The sequence below is a fragment of the Sphingomonas sp. 28-62-11 genome, assembly GCF_002278865.1.
GTDB lineage: Bacteria > Pseudomonadota > Alphaproteobacteria > Sphingomonadales > Sphingomonadaceae > Sphingomonas.
Genome location: NZ_NCGB01000026.1, coordinates 13,753 through 40,178, shown reverse-complemented (window position 1 = coordinate 40,178; position 26,426 = coordinate 13,753). Strand labels below are relative to the sequence as shown.

At 62.4% G+C, this 26,426-nt stretch carries 19 protein-coding genes; 2 read left to right on the top strand and 17 right to left on the bottom strand.

The annotated features are described in order from the left end of the window. The 3 genes from B7Y49_RS10370 to panB form a co-directional block, all read right to left on the bottom strand. Nucleotides 1-1,112: PQQ-binding-like beta-propeller repeat protein (locus B7Y49_RS10370; protein WP_374127515.1), on the bottom strand; the 1,112-nt coding region annotated here is incomplete at its 3' end. Further along, nucleotides 1,109-1,810 carry a tetratricopeptide repeat protein gene (locus tag B7Y49_RS10365; protein ID WP_374127514.1) on the bottom strand — a complete coding sequence of 234 codons (702 nt, stop codon included), beginning with the start codon at nucleotides 1,808-1,810 and terminating at the stop codon, nucleotides 1,109-1,111. The genes B7Y49_RS10365 and B7Y49_RS10370, both read right to left, overlap by 4 nt. Before the next feature lie 103 nt (nucleotides 1,811-1,913). Continuing rightward, nucleotides 1,914-2,789 carry a 3-methyl-2-oxobutanoate hydroxymethyltransferase gene (gene panB / locus B7Y49_RS10360; protein ID WP_374127513.1) on the bottom strand — a complete coding sequence of 292 codons (876 nt, stop codon included), beginning with the start codon at nucleotides 2,787-2,789 and terminating at the stop codon, nucleotides 1,914-1,916. Nucleotides 2,790-2,888: 99 nt separating this feature from the next. On the opposite strand from panB, the gene B7Y49_RS10355 reads away from it, so the two are divergent. Together B7Y49_RS10355 and B7Y49_RS10350 are read left to right on the top strand one after the other, a co-directional pair. Next, entirely contained in the window at nucleotides 2,889-3,380 is a 492-nt protein-coding gene (locus tag B7Y49_RS10355; protein WP_374127512.1) for a hypothetical protein, read from the top strand. 2 nt (nucleotides 3,381-3,382) lie between these two features. Next, entirely contained in the window at nucleotides 3,383-3,595 is a 213-nt protein-coding gene (locus B7Y49_RS10350; RefSeq protein ID WP_374127511.1) for a helix-turn-helix transcriptional regulator, read from the top strand. On the opposite strand, the gene B7Y49_RS10345 is transcribed toward B7Y49_RS10350, so the two are convergent. The 14 genes from B7Y49_RS10345 to guaA all read right to left on the bottom strand — a co-directional run bounded on the left by B7Y49_RS10345 (nucleotide 3,592) and on the right by guaA (nucleotide 26,234). Continuing rightward, nucleotides 3,592-4,029, bottom strand: a complete 438-nt coding sequence (locus B7Y49_RS10345) for a hypothetical protein (protein WP_374127510.1) — start codon at nucleotides 4,027-4,029, stop codon at nucleotides 3,592-3,594. The genes B7Y49_RS10350 and B7Y49_RS10345 overlap by 4 nt on opposite strands. Nucleotides 4,030-4,110: 81 nt before the next feature. Then, nucleotides 4,111-4,392 carry a DUF427 domain-containing protein gene (locus B7Y49_RS10340; RefSeq protein ID WP_374127509.1) on the bottom strand — a complete coding sequence of 94 codons (282 nt, stop codon included), beginning with the start codon at nucleotides 4,390-4,392 and terminating at the stop codon, nucleotides 4,111-4,113. Nucleotides 4,393-4,456: 64 nt separating this feature from the next. Next, nucleotides 4,457-4,804 carry an arsenate reductase gene (locus tag B7Y49_RS10335; protein WP_374127508.1) on the bottom strand — a complete coding sequence of 116 codons (348 nt, stop codon included), beginning with the start codon at nucleotides 4,802-4,804 and terminating at the stop codon, nucleotides 4,457-4,459. Between the two features lie 4 nt (nucleotides 4,805-4,808). Continuing rightward, nucleotides 4,809-5,429, bottom strand: coding sequence for a hypothetical protein (locus tag B7Y49_RS10330; RefSeq protein WP_374127507.1), 621 nt, complete (start codon nucleotides 5,427-5,429; stop codon nucleotides 4,809-4,811). Nucleotides 5,430-5,484: 55 nt separating this feature from the next. Next, on the bottom strand, nucleotides 5,485-6,414 hold the full coding sequence (locus B7Y49_RS10325) for an acetyl-CoA carboxylase carboxyltransferase subunit alpha (protein WP_374127506.1): 930 nt from the start codon (nucleotides 6,412-6,414) through the stop codon (nucleotides 5,485-5,487). Then, a complete protein-coding gene (locus tag B7Y49_RS10320) occupies nucleotides 6,411-10,094 on the bottom strand; it encodes an SDR family oxidoreductase (protein ID WP_374127505.1) in 3,684 nt (1,227 codons plus the stop codon). The genes B7Y49_RS10325 and B7Y49_RS10320 overlap by 4 nt, the downstream gene beginning before the upstream one ends. Before the next feature lie 163 nt (nucleotides 10,095-10,257). Next, nucleotides 10,258-15,756, bottom strand: coding sequence for an AMP-binding protein (locus B7Y49_RS10315; RefSeq protein WP_374127504.1), 5,499 nt, complete (start codon nucleotides 15,754-15,756; stop codon nucleotides 10,258-10,260). Between the two features lie 240 nt (nucleotides 15,757-15,996). Beyond that, nucleotides 15,997-17,403: a TolC family protein gene (locus B7Y49_RS10310; protein WP_374127503.1), complete on the bottom strand. Its 1,407-nt coding sequence runs from the start codon at nucleotides 17,401-17,403 to the stop codon at nucleotides 15,997-15,999. Beyond that, complete coding sequence (locus B7Y49_RS10305; protein WP_374127502.1) at nucleotides 17,393-18,421, bottom strand: efflux RND transporter periplasmic adaptor subunit; 1,029 nt, start codon at nucleotides 18,419-18,421, stop codon at nucleotides 17,393-17,395. The genes B7Y49_RS10310 and B7Y49_RS10305 overlap by 11 nt, the downstream gene beginning before the upstream one ends. 46 nt (nucleotides 18,422-18,467) lie before the next feature. Next, nucleotides 18,468-20,174 carry an ABC transporter ATP-binding protein gene (locus B7Y49_RS10300; protein ID WP_374127501.1) on the bottom strand — a complete coding sequence of 569 codons (1,707 nt, stop codon included), beginning with the start codon at nucleotides 20,172-20,174 and terminating at the stop codon, nucleotides 18,468-18,470. Nucleotides 20,175-20,270: 96 nt separating this feature from the next. Then, on the bottom strand, nucleotides 20,271-21,191 hold the full coding sequence (locus B7Y49_RS10295; RefSeq protein ID WP_374127500.1) for a hydrogen peroxide-inducible genes activator: 921 nt from the start codon (nucleotides 21,189-21,191) through the stop codon (nucleotides 20,271-20,273). A gap of 55 nt (nucleotides 21,192-21,246) precedes the next feature. Next, the gene (locus B7Y49_RS10290; RefSeq protein WP_374127499.1) at nucleotides 21,247-22,194 is read right to left on the bottom strand and encodes an NAD(P)/FAD-dependent oxidoreductase; all 948 of its coding nucleotides are present in this window, start codon (nucleotides 22,192-22,194) and stop codon (nucleotides 21,247-21,249) included. 135 nt (nucleotides 22,195-22,329) lie between these two features. Continuing rightward, nucleotides 22,330-24,528, bottom strand: a complete 2,199-nt coding sequence (katG, locus tag B7Y49_RS10285) for a catalase/peroxidase (protein WP_374127498.1) — start codon at nucleotides 24,526-24,528, stop codon at nucleotides 22,330-22,332. Between the two features lie 152 nt (nucleotides 24,529-24,680). Further along, a complete protein-coding gene (guaA, locus tag B7Y49_RS10280; protein WP_374127517.1) occupies nucleotides 24,681-26,234 on the bottom strand; it encodes a glutamine-hydrolyzing GMP synthase in 1,554 nt (517 codons plus the stop codon). Nucleotides 26,235-26,426 lie beyond the last annotated feature (192 nt).

Below are 26,426 nucleotides of genomic sequence, written 5' to 3'. Positions count from 1 at the left end.
CGCTTCTTCACATTTTTGAATCCGCCAAGATCACTGATCCAGCGGATTTTGCCATTCGCGCGCGAGAGGCAATACAGCTTGGCATCTTCGGTGACCACGAACAGCCACTCACCCGCGATCCACGGCGTCGAAACACCAGCCAGATTCTGTTCCCAAACGCGCTGCCCGGTCGTCAGTTCGAGCGAGACCATGCGCCCGCCTTCACCGACGGCATAAACACGGTTCTGGTCAATCACCGGCGCGGCATCGATATCGGTCAGACTCGATACCGATGTCGATACGCTGGTGCGCGAAAGCACCTCAGTCCACAGCACACGGCCATTCTCATAGCGATACGCATAAAGTTCGCCTGACGAGAAACCGGCGACAATCGTGCCGCGTCCGGCGGCGGGGGCGCCAACCCCGAACACGCCCTGCGATTCGAGCGATCCGCTGCCGGTCCACTGGATCGATCCATCGGCCTGCGACAGCGCAACGAGCTCGTTATTCTGGCTCACAATGTAGAGCGCGCCATTGGCGACAGTCGGCGCGCCCCGAAGCGGGCCCGCAGGATGCGCCCGCCAGAGCACGGCGCCATCAGCTGCGTTCAAGGCAACGATATCACCCAGCCCTGTGGTGGCAAAGACCTTGCCATCGTCATAGCTAATGCCACCGCCAAAACGCGCCGCCCGATTATCCTTGTTTTCAATCAGTTTAGCGGACCACAACAGCTTGCCGGTATCCGCCGCAAAGGCGTGCGCCACGGCATCGACATCAACCGCAAACAGCTTGTTGTCGGCTACTACCGGGGCAGCTCCGAGCCGCTGGCGGACCGAACCGCCATCAATGCTTGCCGACCAGAGCCGGGTCATTCCGGTACCGAGCGCAACATGGCCCATCGACTTGGCGGCATTACCGCCGGGCTGCGCCCAATCGACATTAGCGGCGGGCGGCGGCAGCAAAACCTGTACATCGGCGATCGATTTATCGACCTCAGCGCCATTTTCGGCCACCAGGATCGGGACGCGACTGCCAAGCGTCGGCGTCTTTTTCTGGCCACCCTTGAACGCACCGCAGCCGCTCAACGCCACCACCAACGCTATGGCGATCGACGTCTTCAGAGATTTCTTCATTGCGGTTTCTTTTCCTCACCTTGGTCGATCGCATCGACGCCGAGTACACCGGCCATCTGGACCGCGCGCTGGCGCAGGCTTTCCGGCACCTTCTGATCCTTGGCAATCTCTCCAAACAATGCGCCCGCCTCACGGTTCCGGCGCAATTGCAAATAGGCGATGGCCACCAGTTCGCCAGCCGATCCGAACCAGGGTTCCCCCTTCACCGCGAGCGGCTTTAGCCGGTCAATAACGGTCTGGGGCTTCAAGCTGTCGAATTCGGCATATGTTTGGCGAACCAGCGCGAGATCGCGAAACGGCTTGGCCGCACTACTGTCGTTCGCTACTTCGGCGAACTTGGCCGCCGCGCCCTTCAAATCGTTCTTCTGCAGCAGCACATCAGCCTGGGTGAACCGCGCAATCGATCGATAGGCACCGATGCCTGATCCGGCGATCTCCGCCAATGGTGCCGTTGCCCCCTTCTCATCGCCCGTGCCGAGCTTTTCAAAGATGGTCGCGATCTTCTCGCCTTGCTCGCCGGCCAATTGCTGCTGGCGATTCTGCCAGAACAGCACGCCACCGAAAACCGCAAGTGCCAGTACCACCGCCCCAATCATCCAACGGCCATAGCGCGTCCAGAACTGCATCGCCTGATCGCGGCGGAGCTCTTCATCGACTTCGCGCAGAAAGGCTTCGTTATTTTGCGGCGTGATGGCCAAGTGCGGCTCCATTAAGTGACGGTGGTATCGGGCAGGAAGGCGCGGACCTTAGCGGCGGCGTGGATCAAACGAAAGGGCATCAATCCGCACGCATGTACCCCGCTTAATCCTTGGGCGCATAGGTCTGTTCCGCCCCCGGAAATGCCCGACTGCGAACATCAGCGGCATAGCTGCCAACCGCGGCGGAAATACGGCCCGCCAGATCATCGAACCGCTTCACGAAGCGCGGCGTGCGATCGAACAGGCCAAGCATGTCTTCAGCCACCAGCACCTGGCCATCGCACTGCGCCGACGCGCCGATCCCGATCGTAGGGCACGCGACAGTCTGGGTGATCATGATCGCGATCGGCTCCACCACGCCCTCGATCACGATGGCGAACGCGCCCGCTTCAGCAATCGCAACGGCGTCCTCGATGATCTTTTGTGCTTCGGCTTTCGTGCGGCCTCGCGCGCCATAGCCGCCCAGCACGTTGACCGCCTGGGGCGTCAGCCCGACATGGCCCATCACCGGAATGCCGCGCTCACCCAGGAACCGCACGGTCGGTGCCATTGCAGCCCCACCCTCCAGCTTTACCGCCGCGGCGCCGGTTTGTTTGAGCAGCCAAGCCGCGCTTTCAAATGCTTTTTCGGGAGAGGCTTCATAGCTGCCGAACGGCATATCGATCACCACCACGCTGTGATAACTGCCGCGCACCACTGCTGCGCCGTGCGCCGCCATCATCTCCAGCGTGACGGGCACTGTCGATGGCAGGCCGTAAATCACCTGACCCAGGCTGTCGCCAACCAACAGCATATCGCAGTGCGGATCGAGCAATTGCGCCATGCGTACCGTGTAGGCGGTCAGCATCACCAGTGGCTCACCAGCGACTGCGCCCCCCGTTTTGCGCGCGCGGATGGCAGGAACGGTCAGGCGCTTCATTGGCGCCGGCGTGGGTGTCGCCCGGCTGGTCGCGGTGTCGATCGTGTACGTCGTGGACATCCCAGCGGGCTAGCGGATCATCAGCAATGAAGCCAGAGCAGTTAGCCATTTATGACTAATATTATTGACTCGATGTTATATATATCTAACACAATGCCAATGTTGAATGACATTGAGGAGATCGACATGACCTTTCGCGAGAAAATGCTTTGGGTATCAATGGTGGCGGTGACCGCAATCTGGGGTGCCTATCTGGTCGATGTCGGCTGGCTGCTCGCGCGCGGCGTGGTTGATGCGGGGCAGGCGTATGGCGGGTTCATCAAATCGGTGATCCTTGTGGTTGGGGTTCAGGTAGCAGCCACAATCGTCCTGGCGATCATGACGCCCGACGATGCGAATGCCCCAACCGACGTGCGCGACCGCGACTTTGCTGCCACCGCCGCCGTGCCTGCATATACCGTGCTGTCGTTACTCATTGTGATGATCATGCTCGCGATGCCGCTGATCGTCGCGGCCGCGCCGCGCTGGCTGAGCGGCCCGCCCGAGACGGTCAACGCCGTCGTGATCGGCAATGCCTTGTTGCTCGCGCTCGTCCTTGCGCATCTGGTTGATTGCGGCGCGCAGCTCTGGCGCTATCGCCGGGAGGGCTGACCGTGGCGAGCCTTGCAATCACTAACAATATCCGCACGCTGCGCTTCATGGCGGGCGAGATGACTCAAGCCGAGCTGGCCGAGAAAATCGGCATGACCCGACAAACAGTCGCCGCGATCGAGGCTGGCAAATATTCTCCGTCGCTCGAGGCGGCCTTCAAGATCGCGGCTGTGTTCGGCAAACCGCTCGACGAGGTGTTCCAGTGGCGCGGTTAGCGCAGCCAACCGCGCTTGGTTGCGATACCCGCAAACCAGACCTGGGCGACCGCAAGCACAAAGATGAAGATAGGGAACGGCACTGTCGCCAGCACGCCCTTGACCGCAATCAGATCGGTGGCACCGAACACCCAGCCGAACTGAACGATCACGCCGATCAGCGAGGCGATAAAGAGCGGTCGGGCAAATTTCGACCGCGCCAGCAATGCCACCGAGCCAAGCAATGCCGGCCAAACCGCCAACGCAAACACCCAGTTGTACCATGACGGCAGCGCCAGATAGGCCTGCCGGTCATAAGCCGTCATCGCCGCCAATGCCGCGGTATCGACCCCAACATGCACATAAAATGCGAAAATGCCCGCGATATCCCACAGCAAGAACAGGCCAGCGACGACCCAGAACCAGATTGCCGGTTTATGATTCCCGCTGCTCATCAGCCCACTCCCCCCCAAAGTCCGGCGCAGAAGCTGGGCCGACGAGACGAAATTGGCAATAGGCGGCGAAAGCTAGGTGCGTCAGGCCACCTTAACGCCCTTCCAGAAGGCGAAATACCCCTTGATCTGCGCGGCCTTTTCCTTGGGCTCGGGATAATACCAGACGGCGTCGGCATTCTTCGTGCCATCTATCACGATCGTCATATAGCTGGCGTCGCCCTTCCATGGGCAATGCGTGTGCGTCTTGCTGTCAGCCAGCAGTGCCATATTGACCGATTCGGGTGGGAAGTAATGATTGCCTTCGACCACGATCGTGGCGTCCGATTGCGCGATGACAGTGTCGTTCCAGGTGGCGGTCGGCATGGGGGCAGGCTCCTGTGGGTGTAACGACGATATGGGGCGCCTGCGGCTCACGCCAAGCCCGGGTTCAGCGGAAAAAGGCCGAATAGGCGTCAGGCTTGAAACCGATCAACAGCCGTGCGCCATCGACAAGCACGGGTCGCTTGATCATCGATGGGTGGGCGAGCATCAGCGTAATCGCCCTGTCGGCGTCGATCCCCTGCTTGTCGATATCGGGCAAGGCCCGAAAGGTCGTTCCTGCCCGGTTGAGAACTGTCTCCCACCCCGCTTCATCGACCCAGCGCCGCAGCAAACCGGCATCGACGCCGTTCGCCTTATAATCATGAAACTGGTACGAGATCCCAGCGGTATCAAGCCAAGCCCGTGCCTTCTTCATCGTGTCGCAATTCTTGATGCCGTAAATCGTAACAGCCATCGAGTCAGCGCGCGATGCAGGTCACGCCCGCCCAAATGTCTGTCACCTTCGCATCAGGGCCCTTGCCATTGAGCAGGCCCGACAGTTCCCCTGCGGAAAATTCAGTGCCGATGCTGCTTTCCTCGACCGTTACGGCATAAGCAGCCTCGAGCGCCTTGCGGGTCGAACCAAGCCCGATTCCAGTCAGGGTCGTGATCTTGGAATCACCACCATCATTAACGCTCCATCCAGCGAACTTGCCTTCCTGGAAGATCAACGAGACATTGCCCCCGAAATTGGCATAGGCGATCGGGCCTGCCCCGCATTCGTCATTTCCACCTTTATCGACAAGATCGCCGCGTGCCTTGGCGACGCGATCGACGGTATCTTTTTCGGGCGTGCCGAACGGGATCGCATATGTCTTACCGCTGGTCGCTTCAACCAGTTGCAACCCGTCAGGCGCTAGGCTGAGCACCAGCGCGGTGGACGTCTGGCCCACCTCGGCATCGCCACCATTTCCATCATCGGCGGTGCCGTTTTCCGAAACATTTACCTGGGCATCATTGGCGTCCGGGCGGGTCCCGACCGGCTCAGCCTGCGTACAGGCGCCAAGAACCAGCATGCCCGCCAGAGCGAATCGACGCATCTTTGCCCCCCCAAATAGGATTACCGACGTTATAGTTGCGCGCCGAGGTTACAGGTCAACGACCAATCTCCAGATATTTGCGTCTCCGCTCCGCCTTCAAATCGCCGGCAGACAGGCCGGCAATTGCCGAAAGTTCGGCCGCAATCGCCACACCGACACGCTTGATCGTCAGATCATGGTCGCGGTGCGCGCCGCCAGCGGGTTCATAGACGATTCGGTCGATCACCCCCAGGCTCAGCAACTCCGCCGCGGTGATCTTCATCGCCTCCGCTGCATCGGCCGCGCGCGAAGCGCTTCGCCAAAGGATCGAAGCGCACCCTTCGGGCGAGATCACCGAATAGATCGAGTGTTCGAGCATCAGCACGCGGTTCGCCGCCGCCAGCGCCACTGCGCCGCCAGAACCGCCCTCGCCTGCGATGATCGCAATCATCGGCACGCCGAGCGACAGGCAGCGTTCAGTGCTGCGGGCGATCGCTTCGGCCTGACCGCGTTCCTCGGCGTCCATCCCGGGGAACGCCCCCGGCGTGTCGACCAGCGTGATCACCGGCAACCCGAATTTGTCGGCCAGATCCATCAGGCGGATCGCCTTGCGATACCCCTCGGGCTTGGCCATGCCGAAGTTATGGCGCAGGCGCGATGCGGTATCGTCGCCCTTCATATGCCCCATGACGACGACACGCTTGGCCTGGAATCGCGCAAGCCCGCCCAGCACCGCCTGATCATCCGCAAAAGCGCGGTCGCCGCCCAGCGGCATGAAATCATCGAACAGCCCGGCGACGTAATGATTGAAATGCGGCCGAGCAGGGTGGCGTGCGACCATCGCCCGCTGCCACGGCGTCAGCTTGCTATAAAGGAACGCCAGCTGCCGCTTTGACCGTTCCTCCAACTGCGCGGCCTCATCAGGGCGCTCGCCAGTGCGCCGCAGCGCGGCCGCACTTTGGTCGAGCGCCTCGATCGCCTTTTCGAAGGACAGATACTCAGTCACACCGTCATCGCCATGCCGCGGTAGATGCGCGAGCGATACCGCGAATCCTCCGCATCAGGCAACGGCGCACCGACCAGGAGAACAGCGCGGGCAAAGCGCTTTACTTCTTCCAGGTGCTCGTCGAGATCGCGCGGCTCCTCGGATTGCACGCGCCGCGTCAGGTTGATCTGGTTGACGGGCACATCATGCACCAGCCGCTCATTTTCGACCGCCAGCGTGGCGGTGAAGGCATGGAGCGTCGTCTTGATGAAGTTGGCGAGCGCAAAGGCCGGGCTCTTGTCCCCCATCGCGACATCAGGCGAGGCGAGCACGAGCTGGCAATCGTCGTAGAGCGAGGCCTTGCGCGCGACGCGGAAATGGTTGGTCAGGTTGCTCGCCACAAGCTCCCGGAATTCCTCGGGCGAAAGCGGATCATCGAGTGCGAACAGCTTCTGCGGCAAAGGCTCGAACGGCGTCGAGAGCAGTGTCGTCGGTCTCCCCCACTGCATCAAAGCCTCGTTCATTGCCCCTTCGACCGAATTGCCGCACACGATCGATTCAAGCACCTCCGACGGCACATCGCTCAGCGCGGCCTTCAACGTCTCGAACCCTTCGGCGGTTCGCGTGATCAGCACCACACGGGCAACATGGCATTCGTTGACAAAGGCGCGTGCCGTCTCAGCGATGTAATCGACCAGATGCTCGCCGATGATCCAGACAGTTTTGCCGCGCATCTGATCGAGCCGCTCCTGCTTGGGGCTGCCGAACAATTCGCGCTCCGTCGTCGATCGCTCGACCGAGAGACCGCCCGACGGCATGAACGTCTCGCCGCTCACCGCGCGGTCTGCCAGGAAGAACACCGTTGCCTGCGCCACATCGGTTTCGGTGGGCATCTTGCCGAGGTGAAGCTTTGACAGCACCCCACTGCCGACCTTGTTGGCCTCGATTGCAATCTTGTCGGCGGGCAGGAAGGGGGCGGTTTCCGGTGGTGTGCGGAGCAGCCAGTTGCTGTTCGCCTCGGGCGTATCGGGCCGATCCTTCCAGCCCGGCGCATCGAGGAAATAGCCACCCTTACGCAACCGCGAAACGAGCGCGGCAGCAATCGGCGGGGTCAGGAGATACTGGTCCCAGGTGCACACGCCGTCGCCTTCCCGCGCGCAAGCCAGCGCCAAATCGCGGATTTCGCGCGGGTTATTGGTGTCATGTGACATCCGCACCGTGTCGTTGCGCGCCAGCCGCGTCAGCAGCGCCTCCACCCGAACCCCGCGCCGCAGCGCCTTCACCGCGGCTGCATGGATCGCGTTCAGCCGCTTGTTTTCGAGGATCAGCTTGCCGCGCCGTTCGAACAAACCGGGCTTCCCGCCCGTGCCCGCCAGCCGATCGCCATCGACCGGCCCTGGCGCAATTGCGTTGAACTGCACCTCCGGCCCCAGATAGCGCGACATCGCCTCCACCATTGCGCGCTGGCCCGATTTCGACACGGCGTAATCCGCGCGGTTGGGATAGGCGACCGCGAGATACTTCTCCCCGCCGAAATAGGACGAGACGTTCAGGATATAGCCCGATCCCTGCTTCTTCATCATCGGCACGACATGGTGCATCAGAAAGAAGTTCGAGATCAGATTGGCGTCGAGCGTGTAATTCCAGGCGTCGACGCTCATGTCGACGACCATGTCCTCGGCACCCGCAACGCCGGCATTGTTGATCAGATAATCGATCCGCCCGAATGCCTTTAGCGTTGCATCAACCGCGCCCTTCAAGGACTCGAAATCGCTGACATCGACATTGGCGAGCGTCTGCACGCGGCGTTCAACACCGGCAAAACCGATATCCTCCAGCTCGCTCACGATGCGCGCCCGCGCCACCGCGAGTTCGCTTTCGCGCCGGGCGACGATCATCACCCGCGCGCCCGCCAGTGCCAGCAACCGCGCCACCTGGCCGCCAATCCCTGCCGATCCGCCGGTGATCAGCGCGACCTTGCCCAGATGCAGCCCGGTAATGTTCTCGCTGAAGCCCGGCATTGCTTTGCGCGCACCCGTCGCCTCGCCGATGCTTTGCGGCACGTACAGCGTCACTTCGCGGATCTTGCTTTCCTTCAGCAAGATGCGCGCGGCGTGCCCCGCGGTGAAGCGTGTATTCTCCGCCTCGGCATTGCCGAACCGGACGATCTGGTTGCCCCATTCGGCCTGACGACGGCGACCATGCGTCACGTCGATTTCGGATTCGTCACGCCAGATGCGGACGAGCTGCTCGATCGCGGCGCGGAGCATCTGCGCGTAGACGTCACCCTTGCCGTCGCTTGGGTTGGTGAGGAACACAAAGCGCGGTTCCTGCAGCAGATTGTCATGCCGCTTCCAGTAGCGGCTAAGCGTGCGGGCAAGCGCGATGCTCCCCGCCATTTCAACGTCCATGAAGCTCGCGACATCCTCATCGCTGGCATCGACCAGATCACCGACCAGCTCACCGGGGCCAAGCACCGGCATGAAGATCGCGCCGGTAATCGCCGTGTAATCTTTGGTATAGGCCTCAAGCGCTGCCTCCATCGCGGCGGGCTCATTGCGGTTGAAGCGGATAATCGTCAGCCGGTCGTCAGCCCCTTCGGCCTTGGCGCGGGCCTGCGCGATCGCGACGTCTGCCTGGCGGGTCAGTCCCAGCAGCACGCGGGCACCGCAAGCGATCTGGATGTTCGCGATTTCGAGCGCTTCCTGCCAGCCATCGCCCGCCGCGATCAGCACCGCCAGCCCGGCACCGTCCATCGACCGCATCGTCGGGCGCGACAAATAGGTCGATCGCGCTTCCTTGCGCACGGTCATGCCGTGCGTCACTTCGAAGTCATGGCCGTTATAGGCGGCGGAATCATCGCTTCCCAGAAACACGCAGGTGGTCGCGATGTCGGTCGGCGTCGGGAAGGTCTTGGCCTTGGCATTGCCGCCGGTCGAGCGCTCTAGCGACATCATGTCGAAAAACTGGTTGGCGGTGGTGCCTGCATCATCGCCGCGCATCGTATCCATCGTCGCGAACACGCTGCGGATCCGTTCGCTTTCGATCGGTCCGGGGAAGACCAAGTTCACGCGAATACCGCGCGGGCCCAATTCAAGCGACAATTCGCGCGAGAAGGCATTCATCGCCGCCTTAGGCACGACATAGGCGGTGCGGGCATAATAAGGCGTGCGGGAGAAGATCGTCGATACGTTGATGATCGAACCACCCTCGCCCATCGCGGTCGCCGCCGCGCGTGAGACATTCCAGGCGACGCCGAAAATGTTGCGGATCGCAGCACCCACCGTTTCGGTGTCGGTCGATCCTGATTTCTGGAGCACCGCCAGTTCCGCATCATCAATCGGCAACTGCTCGAGCGGCTGTTTCGGCCCCGCCGAGCCCGCATTGTTGACGAGGATATCGATCCGGCCGAACCGCTTGACGACATCGGCCACCGCATCGCGCACCGACTGCGGATCGCCGCCATCGAGTGCCACCGTTGCCAGCCTATCGGCATCAACACCCATTTCGGTGCGGATTGCCTCGGCAGCAGCTTCGGTGCGCGCGGGCGTGCGCCCGGTCATCACCACGGTCGCGCCCTCGGCCAGATAATGCCGCACGATATGGCCGCCGAGATTACCCGCCGCGCCGGTCACAACCGCGATCTTGCCCGCGAGGCGCCCACCTGCGGTTGGAGTCAGTGCGGTCTTTGTCTTGGCCATCATTACGCTCCGGTGTTTTGTATTTATCGTCATTAATGGTCGTCAATTGGTGCTACCGCTGATCCGTTTGCCCTGAGCTTGTCGAAGGGCTGCTTTTCTTTTCGGCGGTTGCAAAGAAAGGCAGGGCTTCGACAGGCTCAGCCCGAACGGATCAACAGCGAGGTCACACAGCCCCCGCAGCCGCGCCCCCCGCCGCCCAAGCTTCAAGCAAGGCATCGCGGCTGCGCAAACCGAGCGCGGGCAGCGCGTGGTTGACGACATAGGTCGACCCCGAATGCCGGTTTTCCCACATCGATTGATGCGCCTCCGGCAGGCCTTCCCATGGCACGACCTGCGGCTCGGTCACTTCGAGCAGCCCGGCGGCGATCATGTCGTTCATCCGTGCGACTTCGTAAGCGTTGCAGAGATGCGTGCCGAGGATCGACGCGGTCGGCATCAATATCTTGCGCTGCCGCGTCCAGACCTGCGGCGCGTAGAAAGTGAAGCGTTGCCCCGACAGGTCTTCGGCAAAGATCACCCGGCCGGTGAACGGCTTCACCAACGACGTCGATACCCCGAGCGTATCCTGCCCGGCGCGTTCGAAAATCAGATCCGGCGCACCGCGCGGATTATCGGGTGAGCGAAGGATCTTGCCGACGGCGGTGCCGAACGGCTTCATCACCCGGTCCTGATAATCACGCACCGCCGCCTTAAATGGCTCGATGTCCACCTTGGCGTCGGGAAGGCGCGGCATCGTATCGGGCCACAGGAAATTCGCCCCCTCGCGCCTGCGGATCGCCTCCAGGCTGACGATTCCTTCGATCGCATCCTCCAGCCCGAGCGATTGCAGGAACTCGCGCTGGCCATCCGTCGTGGTGGCAACCACGCTGCGCGCGTTGAACCGGCGCGCCGCCTCGATCATCTCAAGGCCCATTTCGTCGAGCAGATCCGTGGAACCCGGGCCGTAATAGATCAGCACCGCCTCGCCACCACGCAAAGCCGCGCGGCGCAGCATTTCCTCTGGGCTCGCCGTGCCAGGCTTGCCCATGAAGCTGAAATGATAGCCCGACGACGCACCATAAAAGGCGAGCGTGCCGCCTTCCGCCAGCAACTGGAAACTGCGGGGAAACGCGGTTTCGCCAGCATGGCTGACAACATAGTCGGCGCGCTTGCCGTCGTTCAGTGCTTCATATTCGGCGATCAGCGGTGCACCCGCCGCTTCCCAGGCGCGGGCTTCCTCGGCATCTTCAGGCACTGTCGTGAACAGCGCCGCAAAGCGCGGGTCCTTGCGGTCGATTGCGCCGACAGCGCCCTGCACATCGGTGATGAACGCGGCACGCTCGGGGTTCGAGACAAGCCCCGTAACTTGCAGCCCGGTCCGCACCGAACTGCGCAGCGCGTCCAGCCCGGTACCCGTCGCCGCGCCTTCGACGAACAACGTCCGCCCCGGTGCGATCTGCAACGTCGTGAACAGACAGCGCGCGATCGTGCCGAGGTTCAGCACGTAACTGCCCGCCTGCTCCAGCGTCAGATCGGGCGGAATGCTGTGCATCTGCGGCGCCTGCACGGTCAGAAACTGCGCATGGCTGCCCGTTTCGGTTTCATAGCCCTGAATCGAGAAGCCCGCATACATCGGATCATTGCCGACGAGTGGAGACAACAGATCGTTGGTGCCCGAATAGACGGTCACCATATCGCCGACCTTTACCCGGCCCTGCGCGCGCGTTTCGCTGCCCAGCGCCGCGACCAGCGCGATGCCGCCGGACCCGGTGGTCTGCACGTCCTCTTCATGGCTGTCGAACGGCGACACCGGAATGCCGGTCAGCGCCCAGATGTCGTTGAAGTTCACTTCGCTGGTCAGCATGTAGAGCAGCGCCTCATTCGGCGCGGGCTCCGGCACTTTCACGATCAGCTCGCGCTCATGCGTCGCGGGCGGGCCGAATCGGGGGGCGCCGGTTTCGGCATCACGGGTGATGCCGAACGCATATTGCCACGCGGGTATCTTGCTGACGCCGGGGAAGAAAGGCGCGCCGACGGGCAGCAATTCGCCTTCCGCCTCAAGCTGCTTGCCGCGCGGTTCGTGTTCCTCATCGATCCATACGCCGTCGCGGCGAACGGGCAGCGGCGGGCTCACTTTGTCCATGAACTGGCGAATGCCGGTCTTGCCGCCTTCAGGATCGATGATCGCTTCGGCAAACAGCGCCGCCTCGCGCGCGAGGCCCGCTGACATGCCCTGCTCAAGACCCGTCCGGACCGCTTCAAGCGCGCGAGCGCCCGCAGTCCCGCGCCCGGCCCAATCGAGCTGGCGGCGGATACGCTGCAGGAAATCATCTTCCAGCACGGCATCTAGGTCGACCGCAGCGGGCTGCTCCCACCGCTCGGTCGCCGCCTCGCGCGCGGTAAAGGCCTGGCCAAGCGGGCTGGCCGCGCCGTCCTTCACATAGGCCCGCACCGCCGCATGAGCCTCAGCCAGCGCATCGGTGGCGCCATCGACCAGCGTGTCGACCAGACCAATCGCTTCGGCAGCAACACCGTCGATGCTCCGTCCGCCCAGGATCAAATCGAGCGCATCACGAACCCCATCCGCCCCCCGGCTTTCGGCAAGCAAACGCGGCAGCCGCTGCGTGCCGCCATAACCCGGCAGCAGCCGAAGCCGGATTTCGGGCTGGCCAAAGCGCGCGGTCGGCTCGGCGATACGGTAATGGCACGCCAGCGCGAACTCCATGCCGCCACCCAGCGCGACGCCCTGCACCGCGGCGATGCACGGCTTGCCCATCGTCTCGATCTTGCGAAACGCGAGCTGCGCATTGTTGGGCAGCACCATCGCTTCGTCGAAGCTGTGGATTTCCTCCAGCATCTGGCGAATGTCGGCGCCCGCCACAAAGGACGCCGTGCCGTCGCCGGTGAAAACGACCGCGACCACATCGTCCTTGCGCGACAGATGATCGACCACGATCACCAGCTCATCGATCGCGCGTTCGTTCAGCGCGTTGACTGGCGGATTCGTGACAGTGACGGTCGCGACCCGCTTGCCTGGCGCAACGACATTATACTGGACAAGGAAATAGCGATTTCGCTCGAACAAAGACTGTTCTTCGGACAGCTTCTGTTTGCGCTGCCAGTCGACGATCACCGTCTTGAGCTCGGTCAGTGATTCCGGATTGCGGAGCGTCGTCACGTCGCCGACATCGCCGCCCTCGACCAGCGCCCGTACCATGCGGCGCATGTACTTGCCGGATCGGGTCTCAGGGAATTGCGACACTTCAATGAAATCGGCGGGCACCGCGACCGCGCCCTTTTCGCTGCGGACCAGCTCAAACAACCGCCGCTTGTCGTCCTGCGTCAGCTTGCGACCCGCTACCGGCACCACGAACGCCAGCGGCGTCAGCCCCTTTTCGCGGTGGGGAGCGCCAACGACCAGCACATTGCCGACGGGTGAATCCGGATCAAGCGCCTTGTCGCGCAGCACCGCGCCCTCGATTTCCTCAGTCCCCATGCGGTGGCCGGAGACGTTGATCACGTCGTCGCTGCGGCCGTGGAGCGAGAAGGAGCCGTCATCATGCGCAATCGCGAAATCGCCCTGAGTATAGGCCCAGACCCCGCGCCAGCGCTTCCAATAGCCGTCGGTCCAGCGGCCCGCATCACCGCGCCATTCGCCGACAACGCTGCCGTCCTCGACCCGGAAGTTATCGACATCGCCCCAGATCGTGCGCGCAAGATAAGGATAGGGCGCAGCGATCACGATTTCGCCCTTCTCGCCCATCTCCGCCTGCCGCCACGGCACCCCGTCCTCGCCCGCACGGGCAAAAGGCGTGGCGCTCAGTGCGGCATCGGCATCTTCCACCCACACATCGCCGACGATCCACGGCAGCGGATAGGCATGTGCATCGGCTTTGAGCGGGAAATCAGCATTGCCGTAAAAATGCGTCCAGGCGATCCCACCATGCTCGGTCGCCCAATAGCTGTTGATATATTGCGGGACGACATGCTCCATCCCGAAGCTTTGCACCGATGGCGAAGTCGGTTCGGCGCAGAAGGTCGCGACGCGCAGCGCGCCCATGTCATAGCGCTGGAGATCGGCGAGGTTCGACGGATCGGACATCACTGATTTCAGGAAAGTGACGCCTGCCTTGAAGATCGTGACCCCGTGCCGCTCGATCATCGATGCAAAGCGCCCCGCATGCGGGAATACCGGCGATCCTTCGGACACAACGCTCGTCACGCGGGTGACCAGCGGCGCGCAAATCAGATAGCTTTGGCCTGTGATCCAGCCCGGATCGGCGACCACGAACAACGTATCCCCCGGCCGTGCATCGAACGACACCGCCATCGTGTGGGCGACCCCAGCAGCATAACCATGTGCGTGGACGATGCCCTTTGGCTTCCCCGTCGAGCCCGAAGTGTAGATGAAGAACATCGGGTAATCGGAGTCGACCGGCAGCGGCTTTGACGATGCCCAGATCGCGCGGACGAAATCCTGATCGGGCAGCGCGAGCAATTCGGCCTGCGTCGTCACCGCGAACCCTGCGTCGCGCGCCTTGGCGAGCAGGGTTTCCAACGCGGCATCGGTCAGCTCATGGCTCCACCGGTCGCGCTCGTCGCGCCAGATGACGTCGGGCTGGGCGGTGTGCTTCACCACGATCACCGTCTCGACGCGCGGCGGCAAGGTGACGAGGCTCGACGCAATCGCGATCCGGACGCGCGCGGCATCCGCCGAGCTGATCCGCCCTTCCTTGCCGAGCAAAATCAGCGCGCGGCCAACCCCGCGCATCACATCCGATCGCTCGACCGTCACTTCACCGGCCAGCGTTTCCTTCACCGTGTCGCGGATCGTCACTGCATCGGCGTCAGGCAGGCCAAGATCGGTATCGGCCAGGATCGCCAGCGCGGTGGTGACCGGCACATAATTGTCGAGCGCGGGATCGGTATAGGCGTTCTTGAACGCCGCGACCTGCGCATTGCGGTAACTGCCGTCAGAGGTGACGATCACCCGCGCGCCGGCATCGCAGATCCGGTCGGACAATGTCTTATCGCTGAACCCACCGAACACGGCGGTATAGACGATCCCCAGCCGCTTGGCCGCTTCGGTCCAGTAAATCTGCGGCACGATGCTCGGCATGTTGAGCGCGATGCGGTCGCCCGCCTTCAGCCCAAGCGCTTCGAGCGCCAACGCGCATTTCGCGGTCTCCAGCAGCAATTGCTTGCGCGACACACTGAAACAATCAACGGGCGCGCCCTGCCCGCCACCGGCGGACATATCCCAGCGATCGCCCTCAAAAATCAGCGCCGCTTCATCGCCATTGCCGCTCAGCACATGGCGATCGACTTCGCTGAACACCGCATTGGTCCGCCCACCGACGAACCAGCGCCAGTGCGGCGGGTTGCTGGCGTCAAACGCCATCGTCCAGGGGGTGAAATCAGCGGATAGATCAGCACTGATCGGCGCCGCGGTGATCGCATCCCAGCCCTGCCATTGGCCTTCCGCCGATCGCATCAGCCAGGCACCATTGGCGCCAACATGGTCGACAAACCAGTGCAGGGTGCTCGCGGCAATGTCACTGTGGAACGCACCCGGATTTTCCAAGCAGGCGTTGCGCATCGCGCGCCAGGCTTCGCCGGTGCGGATGGGATTGTGGGAAGCAACAGGGACAGGCGCTGAAACTACAGTCGCAACTTCATTCATCAGCGATTCGCCCCTGGCCTTTTAGTCTCATCCGCAACCGCAGATGGTCTATAATTACAAAATCCAGCTAATCTGCAATATAAAATAATCGCAGATCAGCCGAAAATCGGCATATTTTTATTTTTGCCCGGGGAGGACGTCACAAAATTTCATGGCAAGTTAATACTGTATGGCAAAATGGGTCAAGCGGATTAGCGGCGGCCGCGCAGCTGCCCCCGCCCGCGCCCGCGCCCGCGCATTCTAATCGAGCCCGAGGGTTTTCAGATCGACCGATGCTGCGGCCAATTCGGCACGTGCGACTATTTGGCGAACAGACGCATCGAGTTTGCGGATGCTCGCATCAGCAGCGGCCTCCTCACGTGCGTTGACCAGGAAGAAGTCGCTGGCGCCCGCCTCAAACCGGCGCGCCTCGGCCCGGGCCATTGTCTGCGCCACCGCGAGCTCCTGCTCAGCGAGTTGCCGCAATCTTTCCGTGCCACGCACATCGATTGAAAGCCCCTCCAGCTCGGCGGTGATCTGTTCCTCGATCTGCTGTCGACGGCGGCGCTGCGCATCGATCTCGGCATTGGACTGGGCGATACGACCGCGAGCAACACGCTGCTGCAGCGGCACCGAGAAGTTCAGGCCCAGGATCAGTTCACCCGGCGTGCGCGAGGGGCCACCAGCACCCTCGGCACCGATATCCTGCGATGCCTCCGCCCGAAAATCGAGCCGGGGTCGCAGCGTATTCCGGTCAAGATCGAGCCGATTGGTCGCCTGCGTGATCCGCATGTCGATCTGGCGCAGATCGGGTCGTGCCGCGATGACGGCAGCGGCATCGGCATAGACTGGCCCTATCATCGGCATGTCGCCCGGCAATCGGGCAGGATCGGGGCGCTGTGGCTTACCCTCATCATCCCGCCAGAACAGCGACAAGGTATTCGCCGCAAGCGCCAGATCCTGTTCAGCCCGTGCCACCAGCGTCTGACGGCGCAGCACATTCTGTTCGTTCTCGGTCAGCAAGATCCGCGGCCGGGCGCCAGCCGAAACCTGGCGCGCAAGACCAGCCTGACGGCCCTTGGCGAGATCGAGCAGTTCACGATAGACACCCAGGCGAAGCCCGCTGGCAACCCATTGATTATAGGCAGCCACAGCGCGGCGCTGGATCGTGATCGCGGTCAACAAGCGATCGGCTTCGGCGATATCGATATCGATGGTCGCATTGCGGCGCGCAAAGCGACGATCATCGATCAACCGATCCCGCATCAGCGAAAACATCGCCCCAACCTTCACCTCGCCAAGGGCGTTGGTGAAATTCTTGTCCTCATAAATCGGGAACTTGCCGGTCGCGACGCGGTAGCCGCCATAAACCTGCCCGCCCCAATCAGCGAGCGGCCGGTACACGGTGCCGCCCAGCGTTTGCCCATCATAGAAGCCAGCAACGCGCGACGTTGCCTCGGCACTGACGACCGTGTCGAACGCCCCCTCAGCGCTCAGCAATTTGCCCTCTGCACTGCGGACACGGGCCAGCGCTTCCTGCACTTGCGGCGCATGCAAGCGCGATGATTGCAGCACCTCGTTTAGCGTCAGCGGTGCCTCGGCAAGCGCTCGGACGGGGAGCAGCGCGAATGCCAGCGCGAACGCTACCCAGGTAAGCCTACTTCGCATTCTCGTCCTTGCCCTTCGGCCCGCCGATCTGCGTCGCCTTGCTGGCGCCATCCTTGCTGCGCGCCTCTTCATCGGCAGGGCGGTCAAACTGAAGTGGAAAATCGTTGAGCTGACGCCACAGTTCGAACCCGGCCGAAACCGTATCCATCAGCACCCAGCCACGCACCTTGGCGCCAAGACGAACAAAGGGCTCACGCGGCCACGGTCCACGATCGGGCGCAGGCTCCACAAGCAGGCGAAACAATCCGTTCGACGACGCTGACAAATCAATCGAGCGCACCCGCCCATCGAACATCCCCTGCGCCACTGATGGCCAGCCGCTAAACTGGATCGCTGGCCAGCCTTCAAAAGCGAGCCGCACGCGCCGCCCCGGCTTGATCAGCGGCACGTCGCGGCCATCGATGTAAAGCTCGACGATCCGGGTCGACTCTTCGGGTGCAAAGGTCGCGAGCACATCACCCTGCTTCACCATCGTTGCGGTATCGCCGGCATTGATCTGCATGATCCGGCCGTCGCGCGGCGCCCGGATGATCTGCACCGACTGGCGATTAAGATTTACCTCGACCCGCTTCAGCGCCGCTCGGCTCGACGCGACCTTGGCGCGATAATCGGCGACCTTGATCTGCGCTGCTTCATAGTCGCGGCGCGCAGCAAGCCCTTCACGGTACAAGCTCCCAAAGCGATTAACGTCCAACCCGGCGGTGGACATCGCCTGTTCGGCTGCCGCGATTTCAGCGAGCACCTGCGCGCGTTCCGCCGCCAGCCGCTCGAGGAGCATCGGATCATTATCGGCGATCCGCGCGATCGGATCACCGCGCTTCACAGCGCTGCCGTCAGTGACATACCATTGATCAATCCGTCCGCCGACCATGGCCGTAATATTCTGCACCCGATCACGGGGATCGAGCGCGGTGACACTGCCGGTGCCTGGTGCCGTCTGCACCCAGGGGATATAAATGAGCCCCACCACCGAAATGATGATGCCAACCGCGATCAAAATCGCAAAACTGGTCAACACCCTTGGGGTTCGGATTGTCGCTAGAGTTGTGAAGCGACGGAAATGGTCAGCGTGCGGCAGCATCAGTCGCCTCCCGTACCGCAAAGCGCAGCGCGTCGAATTCGGCCTGGTCACTGACGCGCGACTGCGATGTCCGCCCGATCCACGCATAGCTGTCGAGCATCGGGGGATCCTCGCGATTGGTGAAATAGATCATCGTTGTCTGGCCCGGTCGGATCGCAGCAATCATCCGTTCGATATCGCGCCGCGGAATGACGTCGAATAAGGGCGACATCACCAGGATTTTCGGTTCAGACAGCAATGCAGCTGCAAATTTCAGTCGCATCGATTCCGCCACCGAGAAGGGCCAGCCCGTCTGCGACAACACTGTATGCAATCCATCGGGCAGGCGCCCGATCCGGCGATCGAGCGATACTGCGCGCACCGCTGCCATCATCGCCGACGGCGAATCATCAGGCGAGGCGAGCTTGAGATAATCGATGATGGAGCTTTCGACGATCAAGGGCCGATCAAGCACGACCACATCGGCGCGCAGGTCATAGGGATCCAGCGTCGCCAGGTCAGCGCCACCCAGCGTCACGAACCCCCCTTCGGGACGTCGATCGCGCTTGAGCAGCAAAGCGAATGCGCGTTGGACATCATCCTCAGCGCTGGCAATCAGGCGGCTGCCGTGCGGAATTTGCAGATCGAACCGCATGTCATCGAGCCGAACATCGGCAAAAGCCAAATCGCTGCTAGCCTGGGTGCGCGCACCGGGGGTACCGGGGCTGTCCTGCGGAATATCGTTGAGGAGGCTCAGCTCCTCAAGCGCGGCCACCAGATCGTAAAAGGCATCGAGATACGGCCCCAGCTGGGCCGCGCCGTAGAAAATGCTTGAGAGAATGAGCTCTGCAGCGACAAGCTGACCAATCGACAACTGTGACTGGATGACCAGCCAGCCGCCGAGCGCGAGCAGCCCAGCACTCGCCACCGCATACAGGATCAGGAACGCGGTCGTCTGCGTCAGGCTGTAATAAACATGGCGGCGATAGGCCCCGATATAAGCCGCAGTTTCCGCCTCGGACCGGTCGATGGCGAAATCGAGATGACGGCTCGATTTGTAAAAGCCGTTCGATGCGCCCACGCCTTCAAGCCAACGCGCGGTAGCATATTTGGCATGGCTCAGCTCGATCCGCGTCGTCATCGCCCCGCGCGACCACACCCGCCAGATCAGCCACACGGCCAGAATGAAGATCAGATTGAAGCCCAGGAACACCGGGTGGTAAAATGAGGTGACGACAAAGCCGACCGCCGATTGCAGCAAAATCGTGAACAGCCCGATCAGCAGCGACGGCATCGATTTCTGGACGTTCATCACTTCGAAATAGCGATCGAACAGGTCGACGCGGCGCTCATCGCCGAAAAACGGATTGCGCGCGTGCACCGCCCGCAGCGTAATTTCCGCCACCATCCTTGCGAAAAAGCGCTGGCCAAAAAGCTCCATCAGATAGGCGCGCATCGCGCTCATCACCGCTGACACCATCAGCAGCGCGAACAGAATTGCCGACAAGGTGAACAACGGCGCCGGAAGCGCGGTATTCGCGACGCTGTTGATCAGCATCTGCACCGAAATCGGCGTGGCGAGCGACAACAGGCTGATGCCCGCGCCATAAATGGCGACAAGCGTGAAATAGGGCTGGTCCGGCCCAAGAATCGGCCGTGCCCAGCGCACCACATCGCGCATCCTGACGGAACGATCTTTCTCGGCTGCCATTCGTCCTCCGGTACCAGAGCGCAAATATCTGGATGCGCTTAAATAATGAATCTAGGCAATAGGAACAACACCACCAATCAATCTAAATCGATAGGATTATCCTATTGGCGGGATCGCCTTCTCAACCTCCGAAACGATTTGCGCCAATCGCTGATAGGCGGTTCCGCGCCCGGCGCGTTTCCGCCACACCATACCGACGTCACGGTACATCGGCCTGCCTCGGATGGCGCGCACAATGACGTCATCCCCCTCCCTTATTTCGGAGCGGATATAGAGCGAGGGCAACAACGCAAAACCCATCCCCATCCCCGCCATCTGGCGGATCGCATCCAGGCTCGTGCCCTCATAATCGCGCATCACGACTGCCTGCACTGCATTGGCGAGACTGAAGATCTGGTCACTCATCCGGTATTGCGGTGACAGCGTTAGCAGCCCGCGCCCCGCCATGTCGCCCGGTTCGATCACGCGCTTGGCGTTAAGCGGGTCATCAGCGGCCATCGCGACAAGCAATTCTTCGCGGAACAATCGCTCGACGATAAAGTCTTCGCGGCCCGTGGGCAGCTGGATCAGCGCGGCATCATGTTTGCCGATCGCCAGATCGCGCAGCAGATCCTCGGGCGAGCCTTCCCGCACATGCAGACGCAGCGCGCGGTGGTCACGGTGCAACCGCGCCACGACATGTGGCATCAGATACGGCCCGAGCGTTGGCGACACGCCGAGCCTGATCGTGCCGCTGAGCCCATCAGGATCATCGAGCGCCGATTCCTCCAGCGCGCGCACATCGGCCAGAATACGTTGCGCCCGTTCGACAATGTCGCGACCGCGCGGCGTCAGGATCGCCGTCGTACTGCCGCGTTCGACCAGCCGTATCCCCAGCCGCTCCTCCAACAGCGCTATCTGCGCGGAAAGCGACGGTTGGGTGACGCCGACCTGCTCGGCCGCGCGCCGAAAATGGCCGGTAGCGGCCAGTGCGTTCAGATAATGAAGCTGTTTGAAGGTGATCGTGGCTGCCGGCATCACCTGACTTTATGGCTGATCAACGCCCGGCGCCAGAGTGCCACGTCGCGCGCAATCACGTGCTGCCCATCATTGCCCCCAATGCCGTGCCTGAAAGCCATGCCGCTTCGACCCGTGGGCCGATCAGCCAGTCGCCGCACATGCCGATGCGGCGGCTCCCATCCCATAGCGCCGGAATCCCAGCCGATCCGGATCGCGCAAAACGCCACCGGTGGGTGTTTTGCGCGATCGGGGCCGGCAATGGCCCGCCGATCCGATCAGCGAGCGCCGCCAGCAACGTCGCCCCAATCAATTCGCCATCGTCCTCGAGATGCGCCGTCGACCAATCCGGCCCAGCCTGAACGACCCAAGCCTCCGGCCCCGATCGGCCCGGTTTGGCATTGTTGCGCGCAGCCCAGCCGAGCGGATCGGCTGCCTCGCCACGAATGCAGTCGATTGCCATCGGCAGACGTTCGGCAAAGGCGAACATCGCCGTCCAGCACGGTGCTGCCGTCGCTTTTCGCGCCAGCGCCGCCATCGCCGGGGCGATTGACGCTACCAGAACGGCAGCCTGTTCAGCAGGCACGGCGATGATAACCGCGTCGGCATGATGCGTCGTGCCGCCGTCAACCCCGATCTGCCACCCGCCGGTTTCACCGGCTACGACGATGTCTGTCACGCGCGTCCCCCAATGGACGGTTGCTTCAGCCGCCATCTGGCGGATCGGCGCATTCATGCCCGGAACGCCGACAAAGGCATCCGAACCGGCCGCGGGCCACGCGGCGACGCAACCCTGCGCTACCCAACTGTCGACGCGTGCCGCGAAACCCGCGTCACGGACCGTAAAATACTGGGCGCCGTGATCGAACGCCGCCTCCCCCAGTGCCGTTGGCACGCGCCGGGTCGACATTCGCCCGCCCGGCCCGCGGCCCTTGTCAAATAATGTGACCGAATGACCGCCACGCGAGAGCGCTTCGCCACAGGCAAGCCCCGCCATCCCTGCACCGATGATGGCGATGTTCATGATCGTCTTCCTCCGCACGCGCGGCCTGCCTGCGGCGTTGCGCATAATCCAGAAACATCAGGGCGGCGCTCCACATCGTGAAGCGCCGCCCCGTTCAGCGCCATCGCTGGCGCTGGTGGCTCATATCGCCCGCAATCAGGCCAGGTCGAATCGATCGAGGTTCATCACCTTGTTCCAGGCCGCCACAAAATCGGCCACGAACTTGGTGTCGGAGTCGGCACAGGCATAGACCTCTGCCAGGCCGCGCAGCTGCGAATGCGACCCAAAGATCAGGTCGACCCGCGTGCCCGTCCACTTGATCTCACCAGTGGTGCGATCGCGCCCCTCGAACACATCGCTTGATCCGGCAGCCGGTGCCCAGATGATGTTCGTATCGAGCAGATTGACGAAGAAGTCCGTCGTCAACATCCATGGCCGTTTGGTCAGGGCACCATGGGCGACCTGGCCGACATTGGCGTTCAGTACCCGCAATCCGCCGATCAGCACGGTCATTTCGGGTGCCGTCAGCGTCAACAACTGGGCGCGGTCGACAAGCCGCTCTTCGGCCGAAACACCCGTGCCTGCCTTCAGATAGTTGCGGAACCCATCGGCTTCGGGCTCAAGCACCGCAAAGGAATGGACATCGGTTTCTACCTGCGACGCATCGGTGCGTCCCGGGGTGAACGGCACCGTCACCTCGTGACCGGCGCTCTTCGCCGCCTGCTCAACCGCTGCGCACCCGCCAAGCACGATCAGATCAGCGATGGAGACCTGCTTTTCGCCGGTCTGCGAAGCATTGAAATCGCGCTGAATGCCCTCCAACGCGGCCAGCACCGTTGCCAACTGGGCCGGCTGGTTGACCTCCCAATCCTTTTGCGGCGCAAGCCGGAGCCGTCCACCATTGGCACCGCCGCGCTTGTCCGAACCACGGAAGGTCGATGCCGACGCCCATGCCGTCGACACGAGCTGTGAAATCGACAGACCTGCGGCCAAAATCTTGGCTTTCAGCGCTGCGATGTCCTGCGTGTCGATCAGCTGATAGGTAACGTCGGGCACAGGATCCTGCCAAATCAGGACTTCCTGTGGCACCAGCGGCCCCAGATAGAGCGGGCGTGGCCCCATGTCGCGGTGGGTCAGCTTGTACCAAGCACGTGCAAAAGCATCGGCGAACTCGGCCGGGTTCTGGTGGAAGCGGCGCGAGATCTTCTCATAGACCGGGTCCATCCGCATCGCCATATCCGCGGTCGTCATCATCGGCGCGTGGCGACGTGCAGGATCATGCGCATCCGGCACCGTGCCCTGCGCTTCGGCATTCTTGGGCGTCCATTGCTGGGCACCGGCAGGGCTATGGGTCAATTCCCATTCATTGCCGAACAGCGTGTCGAAATAGCTGTTGTCCCAGGTGATCGGGGTTGGCGTCCAGGCGCCCTCGATCCCGCTGGTGATGGTGTCGACGCCGACGCCGCTGCCCATCGTGTTGATCCAGCCAAAGCCCATCGCTTCAATCGGCGCGCCTTCGGGTTCCGGCCCGACATATTTGCTCGGGTCACCCGCGCCATGCGCCTTGCCGAAGGTATGACCACCAGCGACCAGCGCGACAGTCTCTTCGTCATTCATTGCCATGCGGGCAAAGGTCTCACGGATGTCACGGCCAGAAGCGACCGGATCGGGCTTGCCGTTTGGACCTTCGGGGTTGACGTAGATCAGCCCCATCTGGACGGCACCCAATGGATTGGCCAGTTCGCGATCACCGCTATAGCGCTGATCCTCCAGCCATTTGCCTTCCGGGCCCCAATAGATATCCTCTTCGGGTTCCCACACATCAGCGCGGCCACCGGCAAACCCGAACGTCTTGAAGCCCATCGATTCAAGCGCGACGTTGCCAGCCAGAATCATCAGATCGGCCCAGCTGAGCTTGCGGCCATATTTCTGCTTGATCGGCCAGAGCAAGCGGCGCGCCTTATCGAGATTGCCATTGTCCGGCCAACTGTTGAGCGGCGCGAAACGCTGCGTGCCCGAACCAGCGCCACCGCGGCCATCGGCGATGCGATAGGTGCCAGCGCTGTGCCAGGCCATGCGAATGAAAAACGGGCCATAATGACCGTAATCGGCTGGCCACCAGGGCTGCGAATCGGTCATCAGGGCATGCAGGTCGGTCACCACGGCTTCGAGATCAAGCGTCTTGAATTCCGCTGCATAATCAAAGTCCGCGCCCATTGGGTCGGACTTGGCCGAATGCTGGTGCAACATGCCGAGATGGAGCTGGTTCGGCCACCAATCGCGGTTCGACATGCCCCAGATTTTGGCGCGGTCATGATCGGTCTTCGCGACCGGGCATTGTCCTTCATTTCCCATATCAGCTCCTCCTATGGCGTTTCTGTTCTTTCGCTCTCCACCCAACCTAAGGCCTGCCCAACGGGCGTCCAATCGATTTCATGATATTGAGTTAGTGAAAGACCAATTGGAACGCCGCCGCACCGATTGGGCGCGGCTGGAGATTACAGTCCTCACTCCCACTCGATGGTGCCGGGCGGTTTGCTCGTATAGTCATAGGTGACGCGGTTGATGCCCTTCACCTCGTTGACGATGCGGGTCGCCATGCGGGGGAGCAGGCCGCCGGGGAATTCGAACGCCTGTGCCGTCATGCCATCGGTGCTCGTGACGGCGCGCAGGGCGAGCACATTGTCATAGGTCCGCCCGTCCCCCATCACCCCGACGCTGCGCACCGGCAGCAGCACCGCGAACGCCTGCCAGATCGCGTCGTAGAGCCCGGCGTTGCGGATTTCCTCGAGGTAGATCGCATCGGCCTTGCGCAGAATGTCGCATCGTTCCTTGGTGACTTCGCCGGGGATCCGGATCGCGAGCCCCGGGCCGGGGAAAGGATGCCGCCCGACAAAGATATCGGGCAGGCCAAGCTCGCGGCCGAGCGCGCGGACTTCATCCTTGAACAGCTCACGCAGCGGCTCGACGAGCTTCATATTCATGCGTTCGGGCAGGCCGCCGACATTATGGTGGCTCTTGATCGTCACCGATGGCCCGCCAGTGAAGCTGACGCTTTCGATCACATCGGGGTATAGCGTCCCCTGCGCCAAGAATTCCGCCCCGCCGATCTTGCGTGCTTCGGCCTCGAACACTTCGATAAAGGTTGCGCCGATGAACTTGCGCTTGGCTTCCGGATCAGTGAGCCCCTTCAGCCCGTTCAGGAACAATGTCTCGGCATTCACATGCACCAGCGGGATATTATAGTGGTTGCGGAACAGCCCGACGACCTGATCGGCCTCGCCGCTGCGCATCAACCCGTGATCGACGAACACGCAGGTGAGCTGCGATCCGATCGCTTCGTGGATAAGCACGGCCGCCACCGCTGAATCGACCCCGCCCGAAAGCCCGCAAATAACCTTGCCGGTGCCCACCTGCGCGCGGATTTCATCAATCTTGGTTTGGCGGAATTCGGCCATCGTCCAGTCACCCGCCAGCCCGCACACATGTCGCGCGAAATTGGCGATCAGCTTGCCGCCATCGGGGGTGTGGACGACCTCGGGGTGGAACTGCATCGCGTAATAATGGCGCGCATCATCGGCGATGACGGCGAAGGGCGCGCCGGGGCTGGTGGCGACGGTGCGGAAACCGGGCGCGAGGCTGGTCACCTTGTCGCCATGGCTCATCCATACCTGATGCGTTTCGCCCTCGGTCCACAGGCCATTGAACAGGTCGCAGCTATCCTGCACCTCGATAAAGGCATGGCCGAACTCGCCACTGTCGCCCAGCTGCACGTCGCCGCCGAGCTGCGCCATCATCGTCTGCTGGCCGTAACAGATGCCCAGCACGGGCACGCCGCTGTCGAAAACCACGTCCGGCGCGCGCGGGCTTTCGGCATCGAGCACCGAGGCGGGCGATCCCGACAGGATCACGCCCTTGGGCTGCATACGCGCAAAGGCATCGGCGGCGGCGTTGAAAGGCGCGATTTCGCTATACACCCCCGCCTCACGTACGCGGCGCGCGATGAGCTGAGTCACCTGGCTGCCGAAATCGATGATGAGGATGGAGTCGGGATGCTGGATCATGCGGTCAGATAGCGAGGTGGTGCGGCGAAGGCCAGTGCGGCACGGCGATCGAGCGATTTGGGGCCAAAGTTGCCAGTGAAGTTGCGGGTGAAGTTGCGGAAGTTGCGGGTCTCCATCGCCTTTTGCGAGAGGGGTGAAATAACCGAGTTGCACCTGCGAAGATAACCGAGTTCTGACGACTTCTGCATC

Coding starts and splice junctions, on each gene's coding strand:
- panB (WP_374127513.1), bottom strand. CDS start 2,789: ATGTCCACGACGTACACGATCGACACCGCGACCAGCCGGGCGACACCC.
- B7Y49_RS10355 (WP_374127512.1), top strand. CDS start 2,889: ATGTTGAATGACATTGAGGAGATCGACATGACCTTTCGCGAGAAAATG.
- B7Y49_RS10345 (WP_374127510.1), bottom strand. CDS start 4,029: ATGAGCAGCGGGAATCATAAACCGGCAATCTGGTTCTGGGTCGTCGCT.
- B7Y49_RS10340 (WP_374127509.1), bottom strand. CDS start 4,392: ATGCCGACCGCCACCTGGAACGACACTGTCATCGCGCAATCGGACGCC.
- B7Y49_RS10335 (WP_374127508.1), bottom strand. CDS start 4,804: ATGGCTGTTACGATTTACGGCATCAAGAATTGCGACACGATGAAGAAG.
- B7Y49_RS10330 (WP_374127507.1), bottom strand. CDS start 5,429: ATGCGTCGATTCGCTCTGGCGGGCATGCTGGTTCTTGGCGCCTGTACG.
- B7Y49_RS10320 (WP_374127505.1), bottom strand. CDS start 10,094: ATGGCCAAGACAAAGACCGCACTGACTCCAACCGCAGGTGGGCGCCTC.
- B7Y49_RS10315 (WP_374127504.1), bottom strand. CDS start 15,756: ATGAATGAAGTTGCGACTGTAGTTTCAGCGCCTGTCCCTGTTGCTTCC.
- B7Y49_RS10310 (WP_374127503.1), bottom strand. CDS start 17,403: ATGCGAAGTAGGCTTACCTGGGTAGCGTTCGCGCTGGCATTCGCGCTG.
- B7Y49_RS10300 (WP_374127501.1), bottom strand. CDS start 20,174: ATGGCAGCCGAGAAAGATCGTTCCGTCAGGATGCGCGATGTGGTGCGC.
- B7Y49_RS10295 (WP_374127500.1), bottom strand. CDS start 21,191: ATGCCGGCAGCCACGATCACCTTCAAACAGCTTCATTATCTGAACGCA.
- B7Y49_RS10290 (WP_374127499.1), bottom strand. CDS start 22,194: ATGAACATCGCCATCATCGGTGCAGGGATGGCGGGGCTTGCCTGTGGC.
- katG (WP_374127498.1), bottom strand. CDS start 24,528: ATGGGAAATGAAGGACAATGCCCGGTCGCGAAGACCGATCATGACCGC.